This window comes from Beijerinckia indica subsp. indica ATCC 9039, from assembly GCF_000019845.1.
Lineage (GTDB): Bacteria > Pseudomonadota > Alphaproteobacteria > Rhizobiales > Beijerinckiaceae > Beijerinckia > Beijerinckia indica.
The window spans coordinates 435,509-452,582 of the sequence record NC_010581.1; the positions used below are offsets into that span (position 1 = coordinate 435,509).

Consider the following 17,074-nt stretch of genomic DNA (forward strand, 5'->3'; position numbering starts at 1 on the left):
AATAAGTTATAGGATTTATGTTTGAAAACGAAAATTTTCCTTGAATAGGGTTTCTTATTGTTCATAATCTTCGGAAAATTATCCAATAAAGACCATGGTTTCAGTTTTTAGTTTCGTTTATGTTCGAAAACGAATATTGGGCATGGTCGTGGATTGCGGGGAGGGATATGGACAGGCAGGCGGCTCTCAAAGCCCTTCAGGCCGGTGAGACATTTGATCTCCTGGTCGTGGGTGGTGGTGCGACAGGCTGTGGCGTGGCGCTTGATGCGGCCAGCCGCGGGCTGAAAGTGGCGCTGGTCGAACGCAATGATTTCGCTGAAGGGACCAGCAGCAAAAGCACCAAGCTGGTGCATGGTGGCGCCCGCTATCTGGAACTAGCGATCCGCCGGCTTGACCGCGTGCAGTTCAACCTGGTTCGCGATGGCCTGCGCGAACGCGCCATTTTCCTGAAAAATGCCCCCCATCTCGCCCATCGCCTGGCCCTTCTATCGCCGCTCTATCGCTGGTTCGATGTGCCTTATGTCTTCGCCGGCCTTTATCTCTATGATCGCCTGGCCGGAAAACTTGGCCTTGGTGGAAGCCGCCTCTTGAGCCGCGCCGAGGCCTTGCGCCGCTTTCCCATGCTGAAGGCTGAAGGCTTGAAAGCGGCTGTCCTCTATTATGATGGGCAATTCAATGATGCCCGCATGGCGGTGACATTGGCGCTGACTGCCGTGGAACAGGGCGCGGTGATTGCGACAAGGCTCGATGTGGTCGGTTTGACCCATGAGAAGGGCAAATTGAGGGGCGCGACGGTCCATGACCGGGAAAGCAGAAAAAGCTTTGAGATAAAAGCGCGCGCGATCATCAATGCGGGCGGCCCCTTCGCCGATTCCCTGCGTCTCATGGCCGATCCTGAAACCGCCCCCATACTCACCGCAAGTTCCGGCATTCATATTGTTCTGGACCGGCGTTTCGCACCGACTGAAACGGGGTTGATGATTCCAGAAACTGAAGATGGGCGTTTGTTGTTCGTGCTTCCCTGGCAGGGGCATGCCTTGATCGGCACCACTGATGAGCCAGCCAGAATCGAAGAAAATCCGCAGGCGCGCCAGGAGGCGATAGACTATCTGCTCCGGCACGTACGGAAATATTTCAACATGAATGTCACCGAAGCTGATCTTCTATCAGTCTGGTGCGGTCTGCGCCCGCTGGTCAGCGATCCCAAGGCGGCGGATACAGCCCGGCTTGCGCGCGATCATATTATCGAAGTGAGCAAGAGCGGCCTTGTGACGATTTGCGGCGGCAAATGGACGACATACCGCAAGATGGCCGAACAGACGGTCGATCATGCCATTGCCTGTTTCAGCCTGCCCACACACAGCAAATGCCGCACACTTGACTTGCCCTTGGTTGGTGCGCGCCATTTCGATGCTGCAGGCGGCGCTGCGGCGCTTACATCGACCTTTGGTCTTTCGCCCGAGACGGCGGCTCATCTGCATCAGGCCTATGGCGACAGGGCCAAACAGGTTTTGGGCTGCGTGGACACATCCGCGATGAAAACGCTGTTGCATCCGCTCCATCCCTATCTTGAAGCGGAAGTTCTCTATAGCGCGCGGTTTGAGGCGGCTCTTTCCGCCATGGATGTTCTGGCCCGGCGTCTGCCGCTGGCCTTGCTCGACCGCCAGGCGGCACGCGAAGCAGCCCCCCGCGTCATTGCCATGCTCGCCACTGAATTGGCCTGGGATGAACAGCGTTGCGCCAACGAGGCGGCCGAGGTCGAACAAAGGCTGAGTGAAGCCATTTGAAGGTCCTTTTCCGGGCGGGGTAACAGAGAGGCATGTATGCCGTTGCATAGGCTTACAAAGGGGCGATGCAGGCGGCAATCATGAATGAAAGAGCTGGGACAATAACAACCCGGCCTTCGGAGAAAATCAAATGAGGGAGGAAAGATGAATGCACGCTACATCTATATTTCTGGGTGAGTTCCTGGGCACTATGATCCTTATCCTGTTGGGTGATGGGGTCGTGGCCAATGTCCTGCTCGAAAAATCGAAAGGGCAGAATTCCGGCTGGATGGTCATTGCCGCCGGCTGGGGTTTTGGTGTCGCCATTGCCGTTTATATCTCCGGCTGGATCAGCGGCGCCCATCTCAACCCCGCCATTACAATCGGCTTCCTGCTGGTCGGCAAGGTGACACCCGCCTTGGTTCCTGCCTATTTCGCTGGCCAGTTCGCCGGCGCCATAGCAGGCGCTGTTCTGGTCTATTTGGCCTATCTGCCGCATTGGGAAAAAACGAAAGATGGGGATCTCAAGCTTGCTGTCTTCTGCACGGCTCCGGCGATCCGCCATTCCGCTTCAAATCTGCTCTGTGAATTGATCGGCACGGCCATTCTCGTCGTCGGTGTTTTGGGTATTTTCAATACCAATAATGGGATCGGCAGCGGTTTTGGCCCCTATGCCGTCGGTATTCTCGTCTTCAGCATTGGTCTCTCGCTTGGCGGTCCCACGGGTTATGCCATTAATCCCGCGCGCGACCTTGGGCCGCGCATTGCCCATGCCATTCTGCCGATTACAGGCAAGCGTGATTCAGATTGGAATTATGCCTGGATACCGGTTATCGGCCCTTTGATTGGCGGCGGTCTGGGGGCGCTGCTCTATTACGGTTTTGTTGGTCTTCTTTAAATTTCTCACCCAAACCGTGATTGTGATCTGGAGCCTTGATCGCGCATGGGCCGGCTCTGTCCTATCCATTGAGATATTTGAAGCATGGATTTGTCGAGCAGGGTGAAGATGAGAGCATTTTTCATTTCACCCGCTCCTTGTGATTGCCATCGATCACATCCATGGCACGATAAAGATTAAGGGAGGAATGATCGTGACGAAATATGTTGCCGTGATCGATCAGGGCACAACCAGCACACGCTGCATGGTTTTCAACAAACAGGGTGAAATTGTCGCCCAGCATCAATTGGAACATGAACAGATCTGTCCGCAAGCCGGCTGGGTCGAACATGATCCGCTGGAAATCTGGGAACGGACCAAGGATGTCATCCATGGATCTGTCGCCAAGGCCGGGCTGGTTGCCGCCGATATAGCGGCCATCGGCATTACCAACCAGCGTGAAACGACGATGATCTGGAATCGCAAGACCGGCCAGCCCTATGGCAATGCCATTGTCTGGCAGGATACGCGCACGGATATCGTGTGCAACCAGATGTCTGCCGAGGGCGGCCAGAACCGTTTCCAGGCCAAGACGGGCCTGCCGCTCGCCACTTATTTTTCAGGGCCGAAGATCCGCTGGATGCTCGATCATTATCCGGGCCTGCGCCAGGATGCGGAAAAGGGCGAGGCTCTATTCGGCAATATGGATTCCTGGCTGATCTGGAAATTGACCGGAGGGCCTGGGCCTGCGGCCGTGCATGTGACGGATGTGACCAATGCTTCCCGGACCATGCTGATGAATCTCAAAACGCTCGATTGGGATGAGGAATTGCTGTCGGCCTTCGCTATTCCGCGCGCCATGCTGCCGAGCATACGGCCGTCTTCAGATCCTGAATTCTATGGCTTCACCCGCCAGGATGGCCCTTTTGGCGGTGAAATCCCGATCTGCGGCGATCTTGGCGATCAGCAGGCGGCGACGGTCGGACAAGTCTGTTTCGATGCGGGAGAAGCCAAAAATACCTATGGCACCGGCTGTTTCATGCTCATGAATACGGGCACGGAAATGGTCCATTCGAACCATGGGCTCTTGACGACGGTCTGTTATCAATTCGGCCATGAGAAGCCGCATTATGCACTGGAAGGCTCGGTGGCGATTGCCGGCGCCCTGGTCCAATGGCTGCGCGATCGTATGCGCGTTATCAATACGGCGGCCGATATCGAAAACCTGGCCAAACTCGTTCCCGATAATGGCGGCATGTATTTCGTGCCGGCCTTTTCCGGGCTTTTCGCTCCCTATTGGCGCAGCGAGGCGCGCGGCCTCATCATCGGCATGACCCGTTTCATCAATCGCGGCCATTTTGCCCGCGCGAGCCTGGAAGCCGCTGCCTACCAGACCCGCGAAGTGGTGGATGCCATGCAGGCTGACTCCAATGTCTCGCTGAAAGTCTTGAAAGTCGATGGCGGGATGACCGCCAATGATCTTTTGATGCAGATCCAGGCTGATGTTCTGGGTGTGCCAGTGGTGCGGCCGAAAGTGGCGGAAAGCACGGCTCTTGGGGCCGCCTATGCGGCTGGCCTTGCCATTGGCTATTGGAAGAATAGTGACGACCTGTGCCAGAATTGGGGTGTCGACAAGAGTTGGAAGCCCTCGGGTGATGATACTTTGCGCACTAAAAATTACGCCATGTGGAAAAAGGCCGTGACCCGCACCTTCGACTGGCTCGATGAGAGCGCGTGATCATAGGCCTCGCCGGAAAACAGGGAGGCCGCACCGCGAATCCTTGGGGAACGATGATCCTCAAGGAGCATTGACTCCCAGGGTGGAGGCGGCTCACCCTGACCTCGACCGATCGCGCTTTTGGATACACGCCTCCCCAGCGGCTTCATCAATAGCCGGGAGTTTGGCCTTGACACCGAGAGCGAACTGGAAAGGCCTTCTCAAGATCGCCGAGGTCACCTGCCAGGTCGCCCTCTATACCGCGGTTTCGACATCCGAGCGTATCGCTTTCCACACTCTTAATCGGGCGACCGGCCATCGTGTCCAACGTCGTTTCATCGATAGCGAGACCGGTAGCCCTGTCGAGAAAGCCGATCAAGTCAAAGGTTATGAAACCGGCTCTCGAGACTATGTGATTTTAGAACCTGAGGAGATTGCTGAAGCGATACCGGAAACCGACAAGATCTTGTCGGTTTCCGCATTCATCCGCTGCGATGATATTGACGACATCTATTTTGACAAACCCTATTATCTTGCTCCAGCCGATCCCCATAGCGAGGAAAGCTATGCGGTGATCCATGAAGGCTTGCGGACAAAGAACGTTGCCGCACTCGCGCAGACGGTTCTTTTTCGCCGCTTGCGCACGGTCCTGATCCGCGTGCAGGGGCGTGGGATGATCGCGACCACTCTCAATTTCGACTATGAGGTTCTTCCCGCCGGCAAGGCTTTCGAAGACATCCCCACGCTGAAGGTTGAAGGCGAGATGGTGGAACTGGCGGAGCATATTATCCAGAAGAAAATAGGCCATTTCAATCCAGCGGAATTTGACGATCGCTACGAGGCGGGCCTCGCTGAACTCGTGAAGGCAAAGCTCGAAGGAAAGGAGATTCAGGCGCCGAGGAAGCCACAACGCGGGAAAGTCATCGATCTCATGACGGCCTTGCGGGACAGTGCGGCCTTGGTGGCGAAAAAAGCCGCCTCATCGTCTTCTGGCAAGTCGAAAGCGACGGCCCCAAAGGAAAAGGCCACGCCTCGTCGACGCAAGGCGAGTTAAGGGCATGGCCGCTCTCGACACCCATCACCAGAAACGCGCGAAAGCATCACCCTTTTTAGATTCTCTCGCCATCCAGGGAGCAAAAAAGGCCTCGCTGCCCGAATTTGTCGAGCCGATGCTGGCGAGCCTCTTAACGGCCCCACCCGCTGGAAAAGACTGGATTCATGAAATCAAATTCGACGGCTATCGCCTGCAGGCACGGATCGAAGCCGGTCGCGTCAAACTGTTGACCCGTCGTGGACTGGATTGGACGCAGAAGTTCGGCCCAAAGATCGTGACTATCTTGCAGGCTTTGCCCGTGGAAACAGCTTTGATCGATGGCGAACTCGTGGTCGAGAACAGCTCCGGTGTCTCTGACTTTTCCGCGCTGCAGGCGGCCTTAAGTGAGGGGCAGTTTGATCGCTTTCTCTTTTATGCTTTCGATCTGCTTTATCTCGATGGCTATGATCTGTGTGATTTGTCACTAAGCAAACGCCGGGACATGCTCGAACATCTTGTCGGCAGCGACGCTGGTCCTCTCCGCATGAGCCAACGCTTTGAAGAAGAGGGCCGTCTGGTCCTGCAGCATGCGTGTCGTCTCGGTCTCGAAGGCATCATCTCCAAGCGGAAGGAGAGTGTCTACCGATCCGGACGTGGCAAGGATTGGATCAAATCGAAATGTTCGGCGCGTCAGGAATTCGTCATCGCCGGTTATGTGCCCTCTTCCACGTCCCGCAAGGCGATCGGTTCGCTTGTGCTCGGCGTCTATGACGGAGACAGGCTTGATTATGTTGGCCGGGTCGGAACAGGTTTTACAATGGCCATCGCCGAGGATCTCTTTCGCAAGCTCGAGGCGATGCAGATCGACAAAAGGCCTTTCGCGAAACCTCTGGCTTCGGCCGAAGCGCGTCATGTGCGCTATGTCCATCCCGAGCTTGTTGCGGAGATTGAATTTTCTGGATGGACCGCTGACGAACGTCTTCGGCACGCTTCGTTTCAAGGGCTGAGGGAAGACAAAGATGCTCGGGAGGTTGTGCGCGAGGGGTCAAGGAGCCTAACCTTCACGGCAAAGCCACAACGACGCCGGGCCGTATTCACGCATTCAGACCGTATCTATTGGCCGGATGAGGGTGTGACCAAGGAAGGCCTGGCGGATTATTATACGGAGGTCTGGCGGTTCATCGCTCCCTTTATCGTTGGGCGCCCTTTGGCTCTGCTTCGTTGTCCGGATGGCATTACTGGACCGCAATTCTTTCAAAAACATGCCTGGAAGAAGGTCTATTCCCATCTGGTTCTGGTCAACGATCCTAAAGAGAAATCGGAGCCTCTCCTCGCACTTCATGATCTCGATGGTTTACTCGAGCTTGTGCAATCAGCTGTCCTGGAGATTCATCCCTGGCAATCCACCCTTACTGACTGGGAACGGCCGGATCGAATCATCATGGATCTTGACCCTGGTGAAGGCGTTCCATGGGAAATGGTTATCGCGGCCGCCGAGGAGATGCGTGATCGTTTACAGGAAGTTGGCCTCGCGGCCTTTGTCAAAACATCGGGTGGCAAAGGCTTGCATGTCGTCTCGCCTCTAAAACCGCTGGCGACTTGGCCCATGGTGAAGACTTTCACCAAAACCCTGGCTGATGCCATGGCCGCTGACAATCCTGACCGTTTCATCTCAACGAGCACCAAGAGCAAGCGGCAAGGCAAGATTTTCATCGATTATCTGCGCAATCAACGAGGGATGACCGCTGTTGCTGCTTATTCGACCAGGGCGCGGCCTGGAGCTTCTGTGTCGGTGCCTTTGGACTGGAAGGAGTTGAGCCCAAATATCGGACCAGCCTATTTTACGGTGGAGAATACACCGATCCGCTTGGCTGCACTCACGGGAGATCCATGGGCGGAGTTTCAGGCGGCTGCGGTTGCTCTCGAAGAGCCAAGATCGACGAGACGCCGACATGGCTAGTATCGAGAATTACAGATTCTCGATACGCCCCTTTTTAAACCGTATCCACCTCATTGAACCCGACTCGTCGCGGTTCAATGAGGGTGGATACTAGAGCATTGGCATGATCATCCCAGGCCATGGAGATTGAGCGAATGGCTCCGCGCGCATTTTGGGAAGGCTACCTGAAACTTTCTCTCGTGACCTGTGCGGTTGCGATGACGCCGGCAATATCCGAGCGTGAGAAGGTACGTTTTCACACACTCAATCGCAAGACCGGTCACCGGATTCTCAGTCAATATGTCGATGCAGAGACTGGAAAGCCTGTTGAGGAAGCCGATGAGGTCAAGGGTTATCAACGGGGTGAAAATGATTATGTCATGCTTGAGGATGCTGAAATAGATGCTGTCCGGCTGGAGAGCACGCATACTATCGATATTGATATGTTTGTTCCTCATGATAGTGTCGGGTTAATCTGGTATGATAGACCCCATTACCTGATACCCAATGATACTGTTGGGGAAGAGGCTTTTTGCGTCATCCGTGATGCCATGACATCGACCAATATGGTTGGAATGTCACGCTTGGTCCTTTATCGCCGGGAACGCGCGGTCATGCTCGAACCCCGTGATAAAGGGATCATTCTCTGGACCTTGCATTACGGGGATGAGGTGCGCCGCGAGGAGGATTATTTCGAGGGCATCAAGGACAGTAGGCCTGATCCAAAAGTGATGACGCTCGTCGAGACATTGATCGATGAACGGACCAAGCCCTGGGATCCCGCCATGGTCACTGATCCCGTACAAGATCGCCTGCTGGAGATTATCGCGTCTAAAAAGAAGGGCAAGAAACCCATCAAGCCCAAAGCCGTGGCCGAAGCGCCGAGCAATGTCATCAATATCATGGACGCCTTGCGTCACAGTCTGGCTTCGGAAAGCAAATCGCCGAAGAAGGATTAGAGCATCAAGACAGACAGCATCACCCGTTCACGCTGACGCAGGCCGGATGATCTCTTCCTGGCTTTTGGGACCGTTCATCCTTTTGGGACGGTCTTTTTTTATTCAACGCCCTTGCTGGGGACATAGGCGAATTCGACACCGGCCTCGGGCTGAGGCTCAGGCAGGTCCGCTGTCCAGCCCACCACCATTTCCAAGGGGAGCTTGCAGAAAAACAGGTCGCCCACGATTCGGTTCATCGTCACCATGGTTGGAACGCCGGGATCGGCGGTGATGAGATAATAATCGTTCCAGTCGAAGCCTTCGCTTTCGAGAAGGGCGATGCCTTGCCGCAAAAGCTTGATGCGCGCCGGATCGCTGATTTCGAGGAAAAGCCTCCGCATGACGGTGAAATCGTCAAGTTCATAGGCTGAGATTTCCGCCTGTTTCATGCCCTCGCGCGAGACCACGGAGAAATCGAACGTGTGGCCGCAAGCCTCAGCGAGTTGGCGCATGAACATGCGCAAGGTCGGTTCATTGCCGGCGCGGAAAGGGTGAAGCGTGCAAAGATCGGCCATGATCGCTGCCGCCTTGCCCGCGAAATCCTCGCGCGTCAGCGCGCGCCAGCTTTCGATGGGGGCGAGATTGGTCGCCATCTGATCGAGCGCGAGGGGAATGAAACGGCCGATCATGAATTCCCGGCCGCCTGGTGTTTCCATGCTGGATTCGCGGGCAATCGTGCCATCGGACAAGGTCATTGGCTCGTCGCGCGTGTGGCCGGCCCATTCATAAACATCTTGGTAGAGATACGCGTGGATCGCCTTCAGATGGGCGCCGTCGAAACTGCCTTGAGGGCCGAAACCGGCCGCCAATTCCACGGCGCGCATGGCGACATGGCGGGTTTCCTGTCCGGCCAAGGCGGCACGCGTCGTGAGGCCGAATTTATTCTTGAGCGTATCGCCATCGGCATAAATGTAATTGGGCATGATCGATCAGTTTTGCGGAAGGGCCAGGAATCGGGTGATCATTTCCTTGGCACTGATTTCACCGCAAATATAGGCCTCGAACAGGGCATGACTGGCCGGATCGCGTTCTTGCCCGGCGAGTCTCACCTCGGTCGCGCCGACGCGGACCTGTTCTTCGCGTTCCAAAATATCTTCTCGTTCCAAAGTGGCGGCCTCGCCGGAGGGGGCGGTTGCCACGGCGGCGGGTTTATGCTGCATGCTCTCTTGCCTTCCTCTCAAACAGGGGCAGGGCAGCGCGTCCTCCGAGGGAAGAAGCGCCGACGATCATCATTGAGCTGGATCTATGCATTTTTGTCGCCAGCTTTCTGAATGACTCCTTAAAATGGCTGTTTTTCGAGCGAAAAAAGGCCTTTTCTTCACAGCCTAACCGTGTGGATTGGGCCCATGATTGTTGAAGGGATGGATCTTGCCGCGCACGCTGGAAGAAGAGGCCGAACATCACCGCGCCAAAATGGCCAAACGCAAGGCGGTGCAGGATGCCGAGGTGGCGAGCAAGCCGATCCTCGAAAAAGGCCTGCTCATTGTTCATTCCGGTCCTGGCAAGGGGAAATCGACGGCCGCTTTCGGGCTCGTCCTGCGTGCTCTCGGCCATGGTTGGCCGATTGGCGTCGTGCAATTCATCAAGGGCGCCTGGGAGACGGGGGAGCGCCGGGCTCTTTCACGTTTCGAAGATCTCGTTTCCTGGCATACGATGGGGGAGGGGTTTACCTGGGAGACGCAGGATAAGGAACGCGACAAGGCCGCGGCTGGAGCGGCCTGGGAGAAAGCCCGCGAACTCATGGCGCGTCCGGACCTGCGGCTTCTCGTGCTCGATGAATTGAACATCGCTCTGCGCTATGACTATCTCGCGCTTGATGAAATCCTCTCTGTCCTGACCCATCGGCGGCCGGATCTGCATGTCGTTGTAACGGGGCGCAATGCCAAGCCGGATCTCATAGCCGCCGCCGATCTCGTGACCGAAATGGGGCTTGTCAAACATCCTTTTGCGGCGGGGGTTCGGGCTCAGGCCGGCATTGAGTTTTGATCAGGATGAGGCACGAAGACGATCATGGCCAAAGCTTTGATGCTGCAGGGGACGGGCTCCGATGTCGGCAAGACGCTGATCGTCGCCGGGCTCTGTCGGGCCTATATGCGGCGCGGTCTCCGTGTGCGTCCTTTCAAGCCACAGAATATGTCGAACAATGCCGCCGTGACACTCGATGGAGGAGAGATCGGCCGGGCTCAGGCGCTGCAGGCGCAAGCGTGTGGCGTACCGCCCTCGGTCCATATGAATCCGGTGCTTTTGAAGCCGCAGAGCGGCACCGGCTCGCAGATCATTCTGCAAGGCCGCCTCAGCGGTCAGGCCGAGGCGCGCACCTATCAGGCGATGAAAAAGCACTGGCTCGCAATCGTGCTGGAGAGTTTTCAGCATTTGAAGGATGAAGCCGATCTCGTTCTGGTGGAAGGCGCCGGGAGCGCATCCGAAATCAATCTGCGGGCCAATGACATTGCCAATATGGGATTTGCCCGTGCTGCTGATGTGCCGGTGATTGTCATCGGTGACATTGATCGCGGGGGTGTCATTGCCCAGATCGCGGGAACGAAATTGGTGATTACGCCGCAGGATGCGGAGATGGTCGTCGGGTTTCTCGTCAATCGGTTTCGGGGCGATCCGGATTTGTTCAAGGAAGGGATGCGCCAGATTGAGCATTTTTCCGGCTGGCGCGGGCTGGGCCTCATTCCCCATTGTCCCGCCGCGCGCGATCTGCCGGCCGAGGATGCCATGGCGCTTGGCCGTCATCTGAATGGGGAAAGGTCGGCGCATACAAAGTTCAAGATCGTTGTCCCGGTTTTGCCGGGCATTGCCAATTTCGATGACCTCGATCCTTTACGCATGGAGCGGGGCGTCGAACTGATCATGATACGGCCGGGCACCTATCTGCCTGTCGAGGCCGATCTTGTTCTGCTCATCGGTTCCAAGACGACGATTGCCGATCTCGTAGCTTTTCGGGAGGCTGGTTGGGATGTGGATCTTGCCGCTTATGTGCGGCGCGGCGGCAAAGTTTTTGGTCTTTGCGGTGGCTATCAAATGCTGGGCGAAAATTTGCGCGATCCCTTGGGCTTGGAGGGGCCTCCGAGCGAGGTGCGCGGCCTTGGCTTGTTGGCTCTTGAAACAGTCTTCACACAGGAAAAAACATTGGTTGCTGTCGAGGGCGTGAGCCTGCCCGATGAAGTGCCCTTTACTGGCTTCGAAATGCATGTGGGCCATACATCAGGGGATGATTGCGCCCGGCCCTTTCTGCGTTTGACCGATGGCCGGCAGGATGGCGCGGTTTCAAAGGATGGGCGTATCGCCGGCTGTTATGTGCATGGCCTGTTTGGCATGGATACGCAGCGGCGCGCCTTCCTGGCGCGCTTTGGTGTCGCGGCTGGGGATTTCTCTTATCTGGAAAAGGTCGAGGCGGCGCTCGATGCCGTCGCAGATCATTTGGCCCAGCATATCGATCTCGACCATTTGCTTACGCTAGCGCGATGACCAGGCAAAGGAGGGTGAGACCAGCGCCATTGAGGAAACAGGCCAGACGATAAAGCGTGAGTGCCCGGCCGAGATCGGTCTGTGTCATCGGTGCCATGCCATCGCCGATCCATTTATCCTCGATGATTGTGCCAGCATAGGCGCGGGGGCCACCGAGCCTGCGGCCGAGCGCGCCTGCCATGGCGGCTTCCGGCCAGCCGGCATTGGGAGAGGGATGGCCCCGTGCGTCGCGCCGCGTGATGGCGAAGGCCCGGCGGGCGGACAATTCCGGTGAGGTGTATGATAACAATGCTGCCGCGCCGCAGAGCCAGAGCGCGGCGAGGCGCGCCGCCGGCCAATTGACGACATCATCCAATTTGGCTGCCGAGAAGCCGAAGGCTTCATGACGCTCCGTGCGATGGCCAATCATGCTGTCGGCGGTATTGATCGTCTTGTAGAGGCAAAGGCCCGGCAACCCGCCGAGCGCCAGCCAGAACGCGGGCGCGACGATCCCGTCAGAAAAATTCTCGGCAAGACTCTCCACCGCCGCGCGCAAAATACCGGCCTCGTCGAGCTGTGTGACATCACGTCCGACGATTCGCGCAACCGCACTGCGCCCGGCCTCGATGCCCTCATTCGCCAAAGCGTCTCCCACGGCTTGAACATGGTCATGCAGACTGCGCTGCGCGAGAAGGCTCGACGCGCACAATGCGAGGAGGGGAAAGCCGATGACGAAGGGCATCCCACCATGCAACAACAGGTCTTGCACGAATGAAGCGACAAGAAAGACAAAAAAGAGCAGGGCAGTGAGAATGAGAAAGCCTGCCAATCGACGGGTTGCGAAGGAATCGTGAAGGCGATTGAAATTCCGGTCGGTCCAGGCGATGAGGGAACCGATCCAGGTGACCGGATGACCGATGGCCGCGAACAAGCGCGGCGGATAGCCGATCACGGCTTCGATCGCGAGGGCGAGTGGGGCGAGCAGCCAAGGATGAGAGAGAGAAGGGAACAGGGACATCGAAACCGGGATACAACAGAACGGGCCAGCGGGCGCAAAAGTTTTGGCTGTTTGCGGCCATGGTGGCAATCTGGCGCTGGCGGCAGAATTGTTCCCTGGCGCACCGCAGCCCTGGCTCGATCTTTCGACTGGTCTCAATCCCTTCGCCTATCCGTTCCAAATGCCCGATGAGCATTCGTTCACGCGCTTGCCCGACTTACCCGAAGCTCTGGAGGCTTGTGCCGCACGGGCCTATGAGGCTCCTCCCCCTATTCAGATCGTTGCCGCTCCTGGATCGCAGGCGCTGATCCAGGCTTTGCCCAGGCTCCATCGCTTGGATGGCAAGCCGAGCCCCCGGATCGGTATTCTCGGGATGACCTATGCCGAGCATGCCTTGAACTGGCGGGCGGTTGGAGCGCGGGTGCAGGAGGATATGGACTTGGATGCCCTCGCGACAATGGATGTCGCGATCGTCGTCAATCCGAATAATCCTGACGGTCGTCTCCTGCCTCCAGCCGCTCTGCTCGACTTGGCCGCGCGTCTTTCCAAGCATGGCGGTTTGCTGATTGTCGACGAGGCGTTCATGGATTTCGAGGCGCCAGAGACGCATTTTGTGCCTGTCATGCCAGAAAATGGTGTTCTCGTTCTGCGCTCTTTCGGCAAGGCCTATGGACTGGGCGGTCTGCGGCTTGGTTTCGCGTTGACCGGCCCCAAATTGGCGGCGGATTTACGGGCCTGGTTTGGACCTTGGGCTGTCTCGGGGCCTGCGATTGCCATCGGGCGACAGGCCTTGGGGGATTCTCTTTGGCTCGTCGAGGCGCGCAAACGGCTTGAGACGATGGGGACGGCCTTGGATCGTCTGCTATGTGAGGCCGGTTTTGCGGTTTTGGGGGGAACGAGACTTTATCGTCTCGTCACGCATGAAAAGGCTGCGGCCTGGTTCGCCCGGCTCGGCGAGGCTGGCATATTCGTCCGGCGTTTCGCCGAGCGCCCGCTATGGCTGCGTTTCGGTATTCCAGGCGATGCACCGGCTTTGTCGCGTCTTGCCGAGGCTTTGAAAGTGGGGATAAGATGACGACCATGCCTGCCTAAGTAATAAAGCGCAGGAGGTAGCTTTTTTATAATAATTCTAATTAAAAAGATTGATCTCATGCAGAAAAGTGCAGCAAGGATGATTCAGTTCTTGCTATAGTGTCCCAGCGATTCACGCTGTTTGTTCCAAGTAACGAAGCTAATGCTGATGCTGCGCTATCGGGCCTGTTGCCCTTGGACAGAAGGGCGCTTTATCTCAAAGGCTGCGAAGAGCCGCTTTTGATTTCTTTCCTGAATTTTCATTTTTTCATGGTTAACGAAAATTCAGGAGCGGTCCATCGGTCATTCTCCATGACCGATGATGTTTTATGGAGACGATGATGCGGCCGAACTGGAGACGAAGCGCGGGATTTTTATGGGTTCTTCTGGCGCTGACGTCGACAAATGTCCTTGCGAAGGAATATCCAGTCGGACAGCCGCAGCAGCGCGAAGGCATGGAACTCGCCGCCGTCTATTTGCAGCCGATCGAAATGGATCCGCCGAATATGATGGCACCCGCCAAGGAGAGCGACATTCATCTCGAAGCCGATATCAAGGCTGCGAAGGACAATCGTAACGGCTTTGCAGAAGGCGATTGGATTCCTTATCTCGCGGTCGATTATGAAGTGATCAAGCTCGACGACAAGCAGACGAAGAAGGGCGTCTTCATGCCCATGGTGGCCAATGACGGCCCGCATTATGGCGATAATGTCAAGCTGATGGGGCCGGGCAAATATCGGCTCGTCCTGCATATTGCGCCGCCCGGTGGCGAGGGCCACGAACATTTTGGCCGTCATGTCGACAAGGAAACGGGTGTCGGAGACTGGTTCAAACCTTTCTCCGTTGAATATGATTTCACTTATGCCGGCATCGGCAAAAAGGGTGGATATTGACGTGTTCAAGCGAGGGTTTGGTTGCCATCTTCTCGCGCTGATCATGATGGTTGCGAGCAATAGTGCGGGGTTTGCCCTTGCCGAGGATACGCCGACTTTCTTGATCGAATTCAACGACGGGAAGGTGAATCCCCTCCGTCTTGAGGTTCCGGCCAATCAGCGCTTCAGGATCGAATTGAAGAATTCCGGCGTGACACCGGCGGAATTCGAAAGCACCGAATTGCGGAAGGAAAAAGTCCTGGCGCCAGGCTCCGTCTCGGTTCTGGTGATTCATACGCTTGATCCGGGGGAATATCCCTTCTTTGACGATTTTCATCCCGAGGCGCCCAAGGCGGTGCTGGTGGCCAAATAGAGCGATTTTGGGAGAAGGAGGGCTCCGCTTCTTCTTGCGGCAAAAGGACGCTCTGTTCACGAAAACGACATACTGCCCTCTTCCGTAAGGAGGCTCGTCTCCAACATAGAAGAGGTTCGTGCCGAAAGGCTGGTCTGCCCTTTGCTCTTCGACGGGAAAGAAACGATCGAACCCGTGGCTGGCATAGGCCGGAGCAACGGATTTCCATCCCGCGGCGCGCATACGGTTTAAAAAGCGACGTATCGGGTCTCTGTGATACCCGATACCAGGGCGCCAAAAGTGGATGCCACTTTTGGGTCAATGTGGTGCTTTTATAAAGACTTACGGCATCGTCCCGGTTTTGTGAGCGATGCTGTCACCAAGAAGAGACCTTGGTCGAACCAGACATCCGATCAAGCAGACTTGAATGGGACCATCATGGCGGCGTCTTTGAGTTCAGTTGGATCGGGTGAGCGGCGGGATGAGTCCACCCTCTCGCCCAGCATGCCTCCCCTGGTCCGGCAAAGCTTCGCGCATGGTCTTGGCGAATGGCTGCGGCGCCACCAGCGGATGATTCAAACCACGCAATGGGGTGTGGTTCTTGTCTATCTCGTCCTCGTTGCCGTCCCGGCCTTTTTGCCTTTGCCGGATCGCACCGCTCATGTCTGGAACAATCTGACCGTCTTCGCTCAATTCGCTTTCTGGGGTCTGTGGTGGCCCTTCGTTCTCCTCAGCATGGTGCTTGTCGGGCGCACCTGGTGCGGCGTCTTTTGTCCCGAGGGCGCCCTGACGGAAGCTGTGAGCCGGGTCGGTCTCGGCCTTTCCGTGCCGCGCTGGATCAAATGGAAAGGCTGGCCATTCGTCGCCTTCGTTTGCACCACTGTCTATGGCCAGATGCTCAGCATCTACCAATATCCCATGCCCGTATTGCTCATTCTCGGAGGCTCGACGGCTGGAGCCATGGCGGTTGGCGCTCTTTACGGCCGCAATAAACGGGTTTGGTGCCGCTATCTCTGTCCCGTCAATGGTGTGTTCGGCCTCCTCGCCAAACTGGCTCCGGTCCATTTCAAGGTCGATCAGGATGCCTGGGCGGACTCGCAGAAAAATGGCGATGCCGGCATTCGGGCTTTGAATTGCGCTCCCCTTGTCCCGATCCGCACCATGCGGGGCGCTGCCGATTGTCATATGTGTGGCCGCTGCAGTGATTTTCGTGGCGCCGTTTCCTACAGTCTGCGTTCGCCGGCGGAGGAAATTGTCGATGTCGCGGGCCAGACCGCCAAACCTTGGGAGACGATGCTGATCGTCTTCGGCCTGATGGGGGTCGCTGTTGGCGCCTTCCACTGGACCGCGAGCCCCTGGTATGTCGACATGAAGGAAGCCGTGGCGACCTGGCTGATCGATCATTCGATCCTCTGGCCGTTGCAGATCGAGCCTCCGTGGTGGATTCTCACGCATTATCCCGATCTCAACGACAGCATGACCCTGCTCGATGGGGCGGTGCTGCTCTTTTATATATTCGCCACCGCCTTGGTGCTCGGCGGTGCGATTTCACTCTGCCTCGCGGTCGGAACGCTCTGTCTTGGGGGCTGGTCCTCGGCGCGCTTCCATCATCTTGCCCAAAGCCTGGTCCCCATGGCAGGTTGCGGTGTTTTTCTCGGTCTCAGCGCCACGACCGTGACTTTGCTCAAGGCCGAGGGCATCACCATTGCCTCTCTCTCGCTGTTGCGAGGCGGTCTGTTGCTTGGGGCCTTCCTTTGGGTTGTCTGGCTGGCCTTTGCGATCAGCGGCCGTGAAACGGGCCACATAATTCGCCGCATGGGCGCGACCCTCGCGCTGGCCGGCGCGGCGGGCGTCGGTGTCGCGAGCTGGGTCGTGATGTTCTGGATCTGGTAATAACGAGATCATGTCAAATGTCCGGCGCCTCAAAGTTCCCGATGCGTGAGAGTCCCTGATGCGTGTCCTGGCACCAGACAACCGGGATCTTTGAAGCAGACCT

Annotated in this window: 15 protein-coding genes; 12 read left to right on the forward strand and 3 right to left on the reverse strand. The window is 56.8% G+C overall.

The window, feature by feature from the left end; all coding sequences use genetic code 11:
- The first annotated feature begins 167 nt into the window (after window positions 1-167).
- The 6 genes from BIND_RS01920 (at window position 168) to ku (BIND_RS01945) (ending at window position 8,291) form a co-directional block, all read left to right on the forward strand.
- Entirely contained in the window at window positions 168-1,787 is a 1,620-nt protein-coding gene (locus BIND_RS01920; protein WP_012383389.1) for a glycerol-3-phosphate dehydrogenase/oxidase, read from the forward strand.
- Window positions 1,788-1,935: 148 nt separating this feature from the next.
- On the forward strand, window positions 1,936-2,664 hold the full coding sequence (locus BIND_RS01925) for an MIP/aquaporin family protein (protein ID WP_012383390.1): 729 nt from the start codon (window positions 1,936-1,938) through the stop codon (window positions 2,662-2,664).
- 193 nt (window positions 2,665-2,857) lie between these two features.
- Window positions 2,858-4,381 (forward strand): glycerol kinase GlpK, encoded by a 1,524-nt coding sequence (gene glpK / locus BIND_RS01930; protein WP_012383391.1) that lies wholly within the window; start codon window positions 2,858-2,860, stop codon window positions 4,379-4,381.
- A 163-nt stretch (window positions 4,382-4,544) separates the two neighbouring features.
- Window positions 4,545-5,414, forward strand: a complete 870-nt coding sequence (gene ku / locus BIND_RS01935) for a non-homologous end joining protein Ku (protein WP_482758273.1) — start codon at window positions 4,545-4,547, stop codon at window positions 5,412-5,414.
- A gap of 4 nt (window positions 5,415-5,418) precedes the next feature.
- Window positions 5,419-7,353 (forward strand): DNA ligase D, encoded by a 1,935-nt coding sequence (ligD, locus tag BIND_RS01940; protein ID WP_012383393.1) that lies wholly within the window; start codon window positions 5,419-5,421, stop codon window positions 7,351-7,353.
- 134 nt (window positions 7,354-7,487) lie between these two features.
- Window positions 7,488-8,291, forward strand: a complete 804-nt coding sequence (gene ku / locus BIND_RS01945; protein WP_012383394.1) for a non-homologous end joining protein Ku — start codon at window positions 7,488-7,490, stop codon at window positions 8,289-8,291.
- Window positions 8,292-8,389: 98 nt separating this feature from the next.
- Here ku (BIND_RS01945) and BIND_RS19935 read toward each other — a convergent pair whose 3' ends face one another.
- On the reverse strand, window positions 8,390-9,253 hold the full coding sequence (locus BIND_RS19935) for a Fic/DOC family protein (protein ID WP_012383395.1): 864 nt from the start codon (window positions 9,251-9,253) through the stop codon (window positions 8,390-8,392).
- A 6-nt stretch (window positions 9,254-9,259) separates the two neighbouring features.
- Window positions 9,260-9,490: an antitoxin VbhA family protein gene (locus BIND_RS01955; protein ID WP_012383396.1), complete on the reverse strand. Its 231-nt coding sequence runs from the start codon at window positions 9,488-9,490 to the stop codon at window positions 9,260-9,262.
- A gap of 208 nt (window positions 9,491-9,698) precedes the next feature.
- On the opposite strand from BIND_RS01955, the gene cobO reads away from it, so the two are divergent.
- Together cobO and BIND_RS01965 are read left to right on the forward strand one after the other, a co-directional pair.
- On the forward strand, window positions 9,699-10,316 hold the full coding sequence (gene cobO / locus BIND_RS01960) for a cob(I)yrinic acid a,c-diamide adenosyltransferase (RefSeq protein ID WP_012383397.1): 618 nt from the start codon (window positions 9,699-9,701) through the stop codon (window positions 10,314-10,316).
- Between the two features lie 24 nt (window positions 10,317-10,340).
- Window positions 10,341-11,807, forward strand: a complete 1,467-nt coding sequence (locus BIND_RS01965) for a cobyric acid synthase (protein WP_012383398.1) — start codon at window positions 10,341-10,343, stop codon at window positions 11,805-11,807.
- On the opposite strand, the gene cbiB is transcribed toward BIND_RS01965, so the two are convergent.
- On the reverse strand, window positions 11,791-12,804 hold the full coding sequence (gene cbiB, locus BIND_RS01970; RefSeq protein ID WP_012383399.1) for an adenosylcobinamide-phosphate synthase CbiB: 1,014 nt from the start codon (window positions 12,802-12,804) through the stop codon (window positions 11,791-11,793). The two genes, BIND_RS01965 and cbiB, sit on opposite strands and share 17 nt — an antisense overlap.
- A gap of 43 nt (window positions 12,805-12,847) precedes the next feature.
- Between cbiB and cobD the strand changes: the two genes are divergently transcribed.
- From cobD to BIND_RS01990, 4 genes are all read left to right on the forward strand, one after another.
- Window positions 12,848-13,858 carry a threonine-phosphate decarboxylase CobD gene (gene cobD / locus BIND_RS01975; RefSeq protein WP_012383400.1) on the forward strand — a complete coding sequence of 337 codons (1,011 nt, stop codon included), beginning with the start codon at window positions 12,848-12,850 and terminating at the stop codon, window positions 13,856-13,858.
- A gap of 334 nt (window positions 13,859-14,192) precedes the next feature.
- Window positions 14,193-14,747, forward strand: coding sequence for an iron transporter (locus BIND_RS01980; protein WP_041778331.1), 555 nt, complete (start codon window positions 14,193-14,195; stop codon window positions 14,745-14,747).
- 1 nt (window position 14,748) lies between these two features.
- Window positions 14,749-15,099: a cupredoxin domain-containing protein gene (locus tag BIND_RS01985; protein WP_012383402.1), complete on the forward strand. Its 351-nt coding sequence runs from the start codon at window positions 14,749-14,751 to the stop codon at window positions 15,097-15,099.
- Between the two features lie 417 nt (window positions 15,100-15,516).
- Window positions 15,517-16,971, forward strand: a complete 1,455-nt coding sequence (locus BIND_RS01990; protein ID WP_012383403.1) for a 4Fe-4S binding protein — start codon at window positions 15,517-15,519, stop codon at window positions 16,969-16,971.
- Window positions 16,972-17,074: the final 103 nt, after the last annotated feature.

Coding starts and splice junctions, on each gene's coding strand:
- BIND_RS01965 (WP_012383398.1), top strand. CDS start 10,341: ATGGCCAAAGCTTTGATGCTGCAGGGGACGGGCTCCGATGTCGGCAAG.
- BIND_RS19935 (WP_012383395.1), bottom strand. CDS start 9,253: ATGCCCAATTACATTTATGCCGATGGCGATACGCTCAAGAATAAATTC.
- ku (WP_012383394.1), top strand. CDS start 7,488: ATGGCTCCGCGCGCATTTTGGGAAGGCTACCTGAAACTTTCTCTCGTG.
- BIND_RS01955 (WP_012383396.1), bottom strand. CDS start 9,490: ATGCAGCATAAACCCGCCGCCGTGGCAACCGCCCCCTCCGGCGAGGCC.
- BIND_RS01980 (WP_041778331.1), top strand. CDS start 14,193: ATGATGCGGCCGAACTGGAGACGAAGCGCGGGATTTTTATGGGTTCTT.
- BIND_RS01990 (WP_012383403.1), top strand. CDS start 15,517: ATGGCGGCGTCTTTGAGTTCAGTTGGATCGGGTGAGCGGCGGGATGAG.
- ligD (WP_012383393.1), top strand. CDS start 5,419: ATGGCCGCTCTCGACACCCATCACCAGAAACGCGCGAAAGCATCACCC.
- cbiB (WP_012383399.1), bottom strand. CDS start 12,804: ATGTCCCTGTTCCCTTCTCTCTCTCATCCTTGGCTGCTCGCCCCACTC.
- BIND_RS01920 (WP_012383389.1), top strand. CDS start 168: ATGGACAGGCAGGCGGCTCTCAAAGCCCTTCAGGCCGGTGAGACATTT.
- BIND_RS01925 (WP_012383390.1), top strand. CDS start 1,936: ATGCACGCTACATCTATATTTCTGGGTGAGTTCCTGGGCACTATGATC.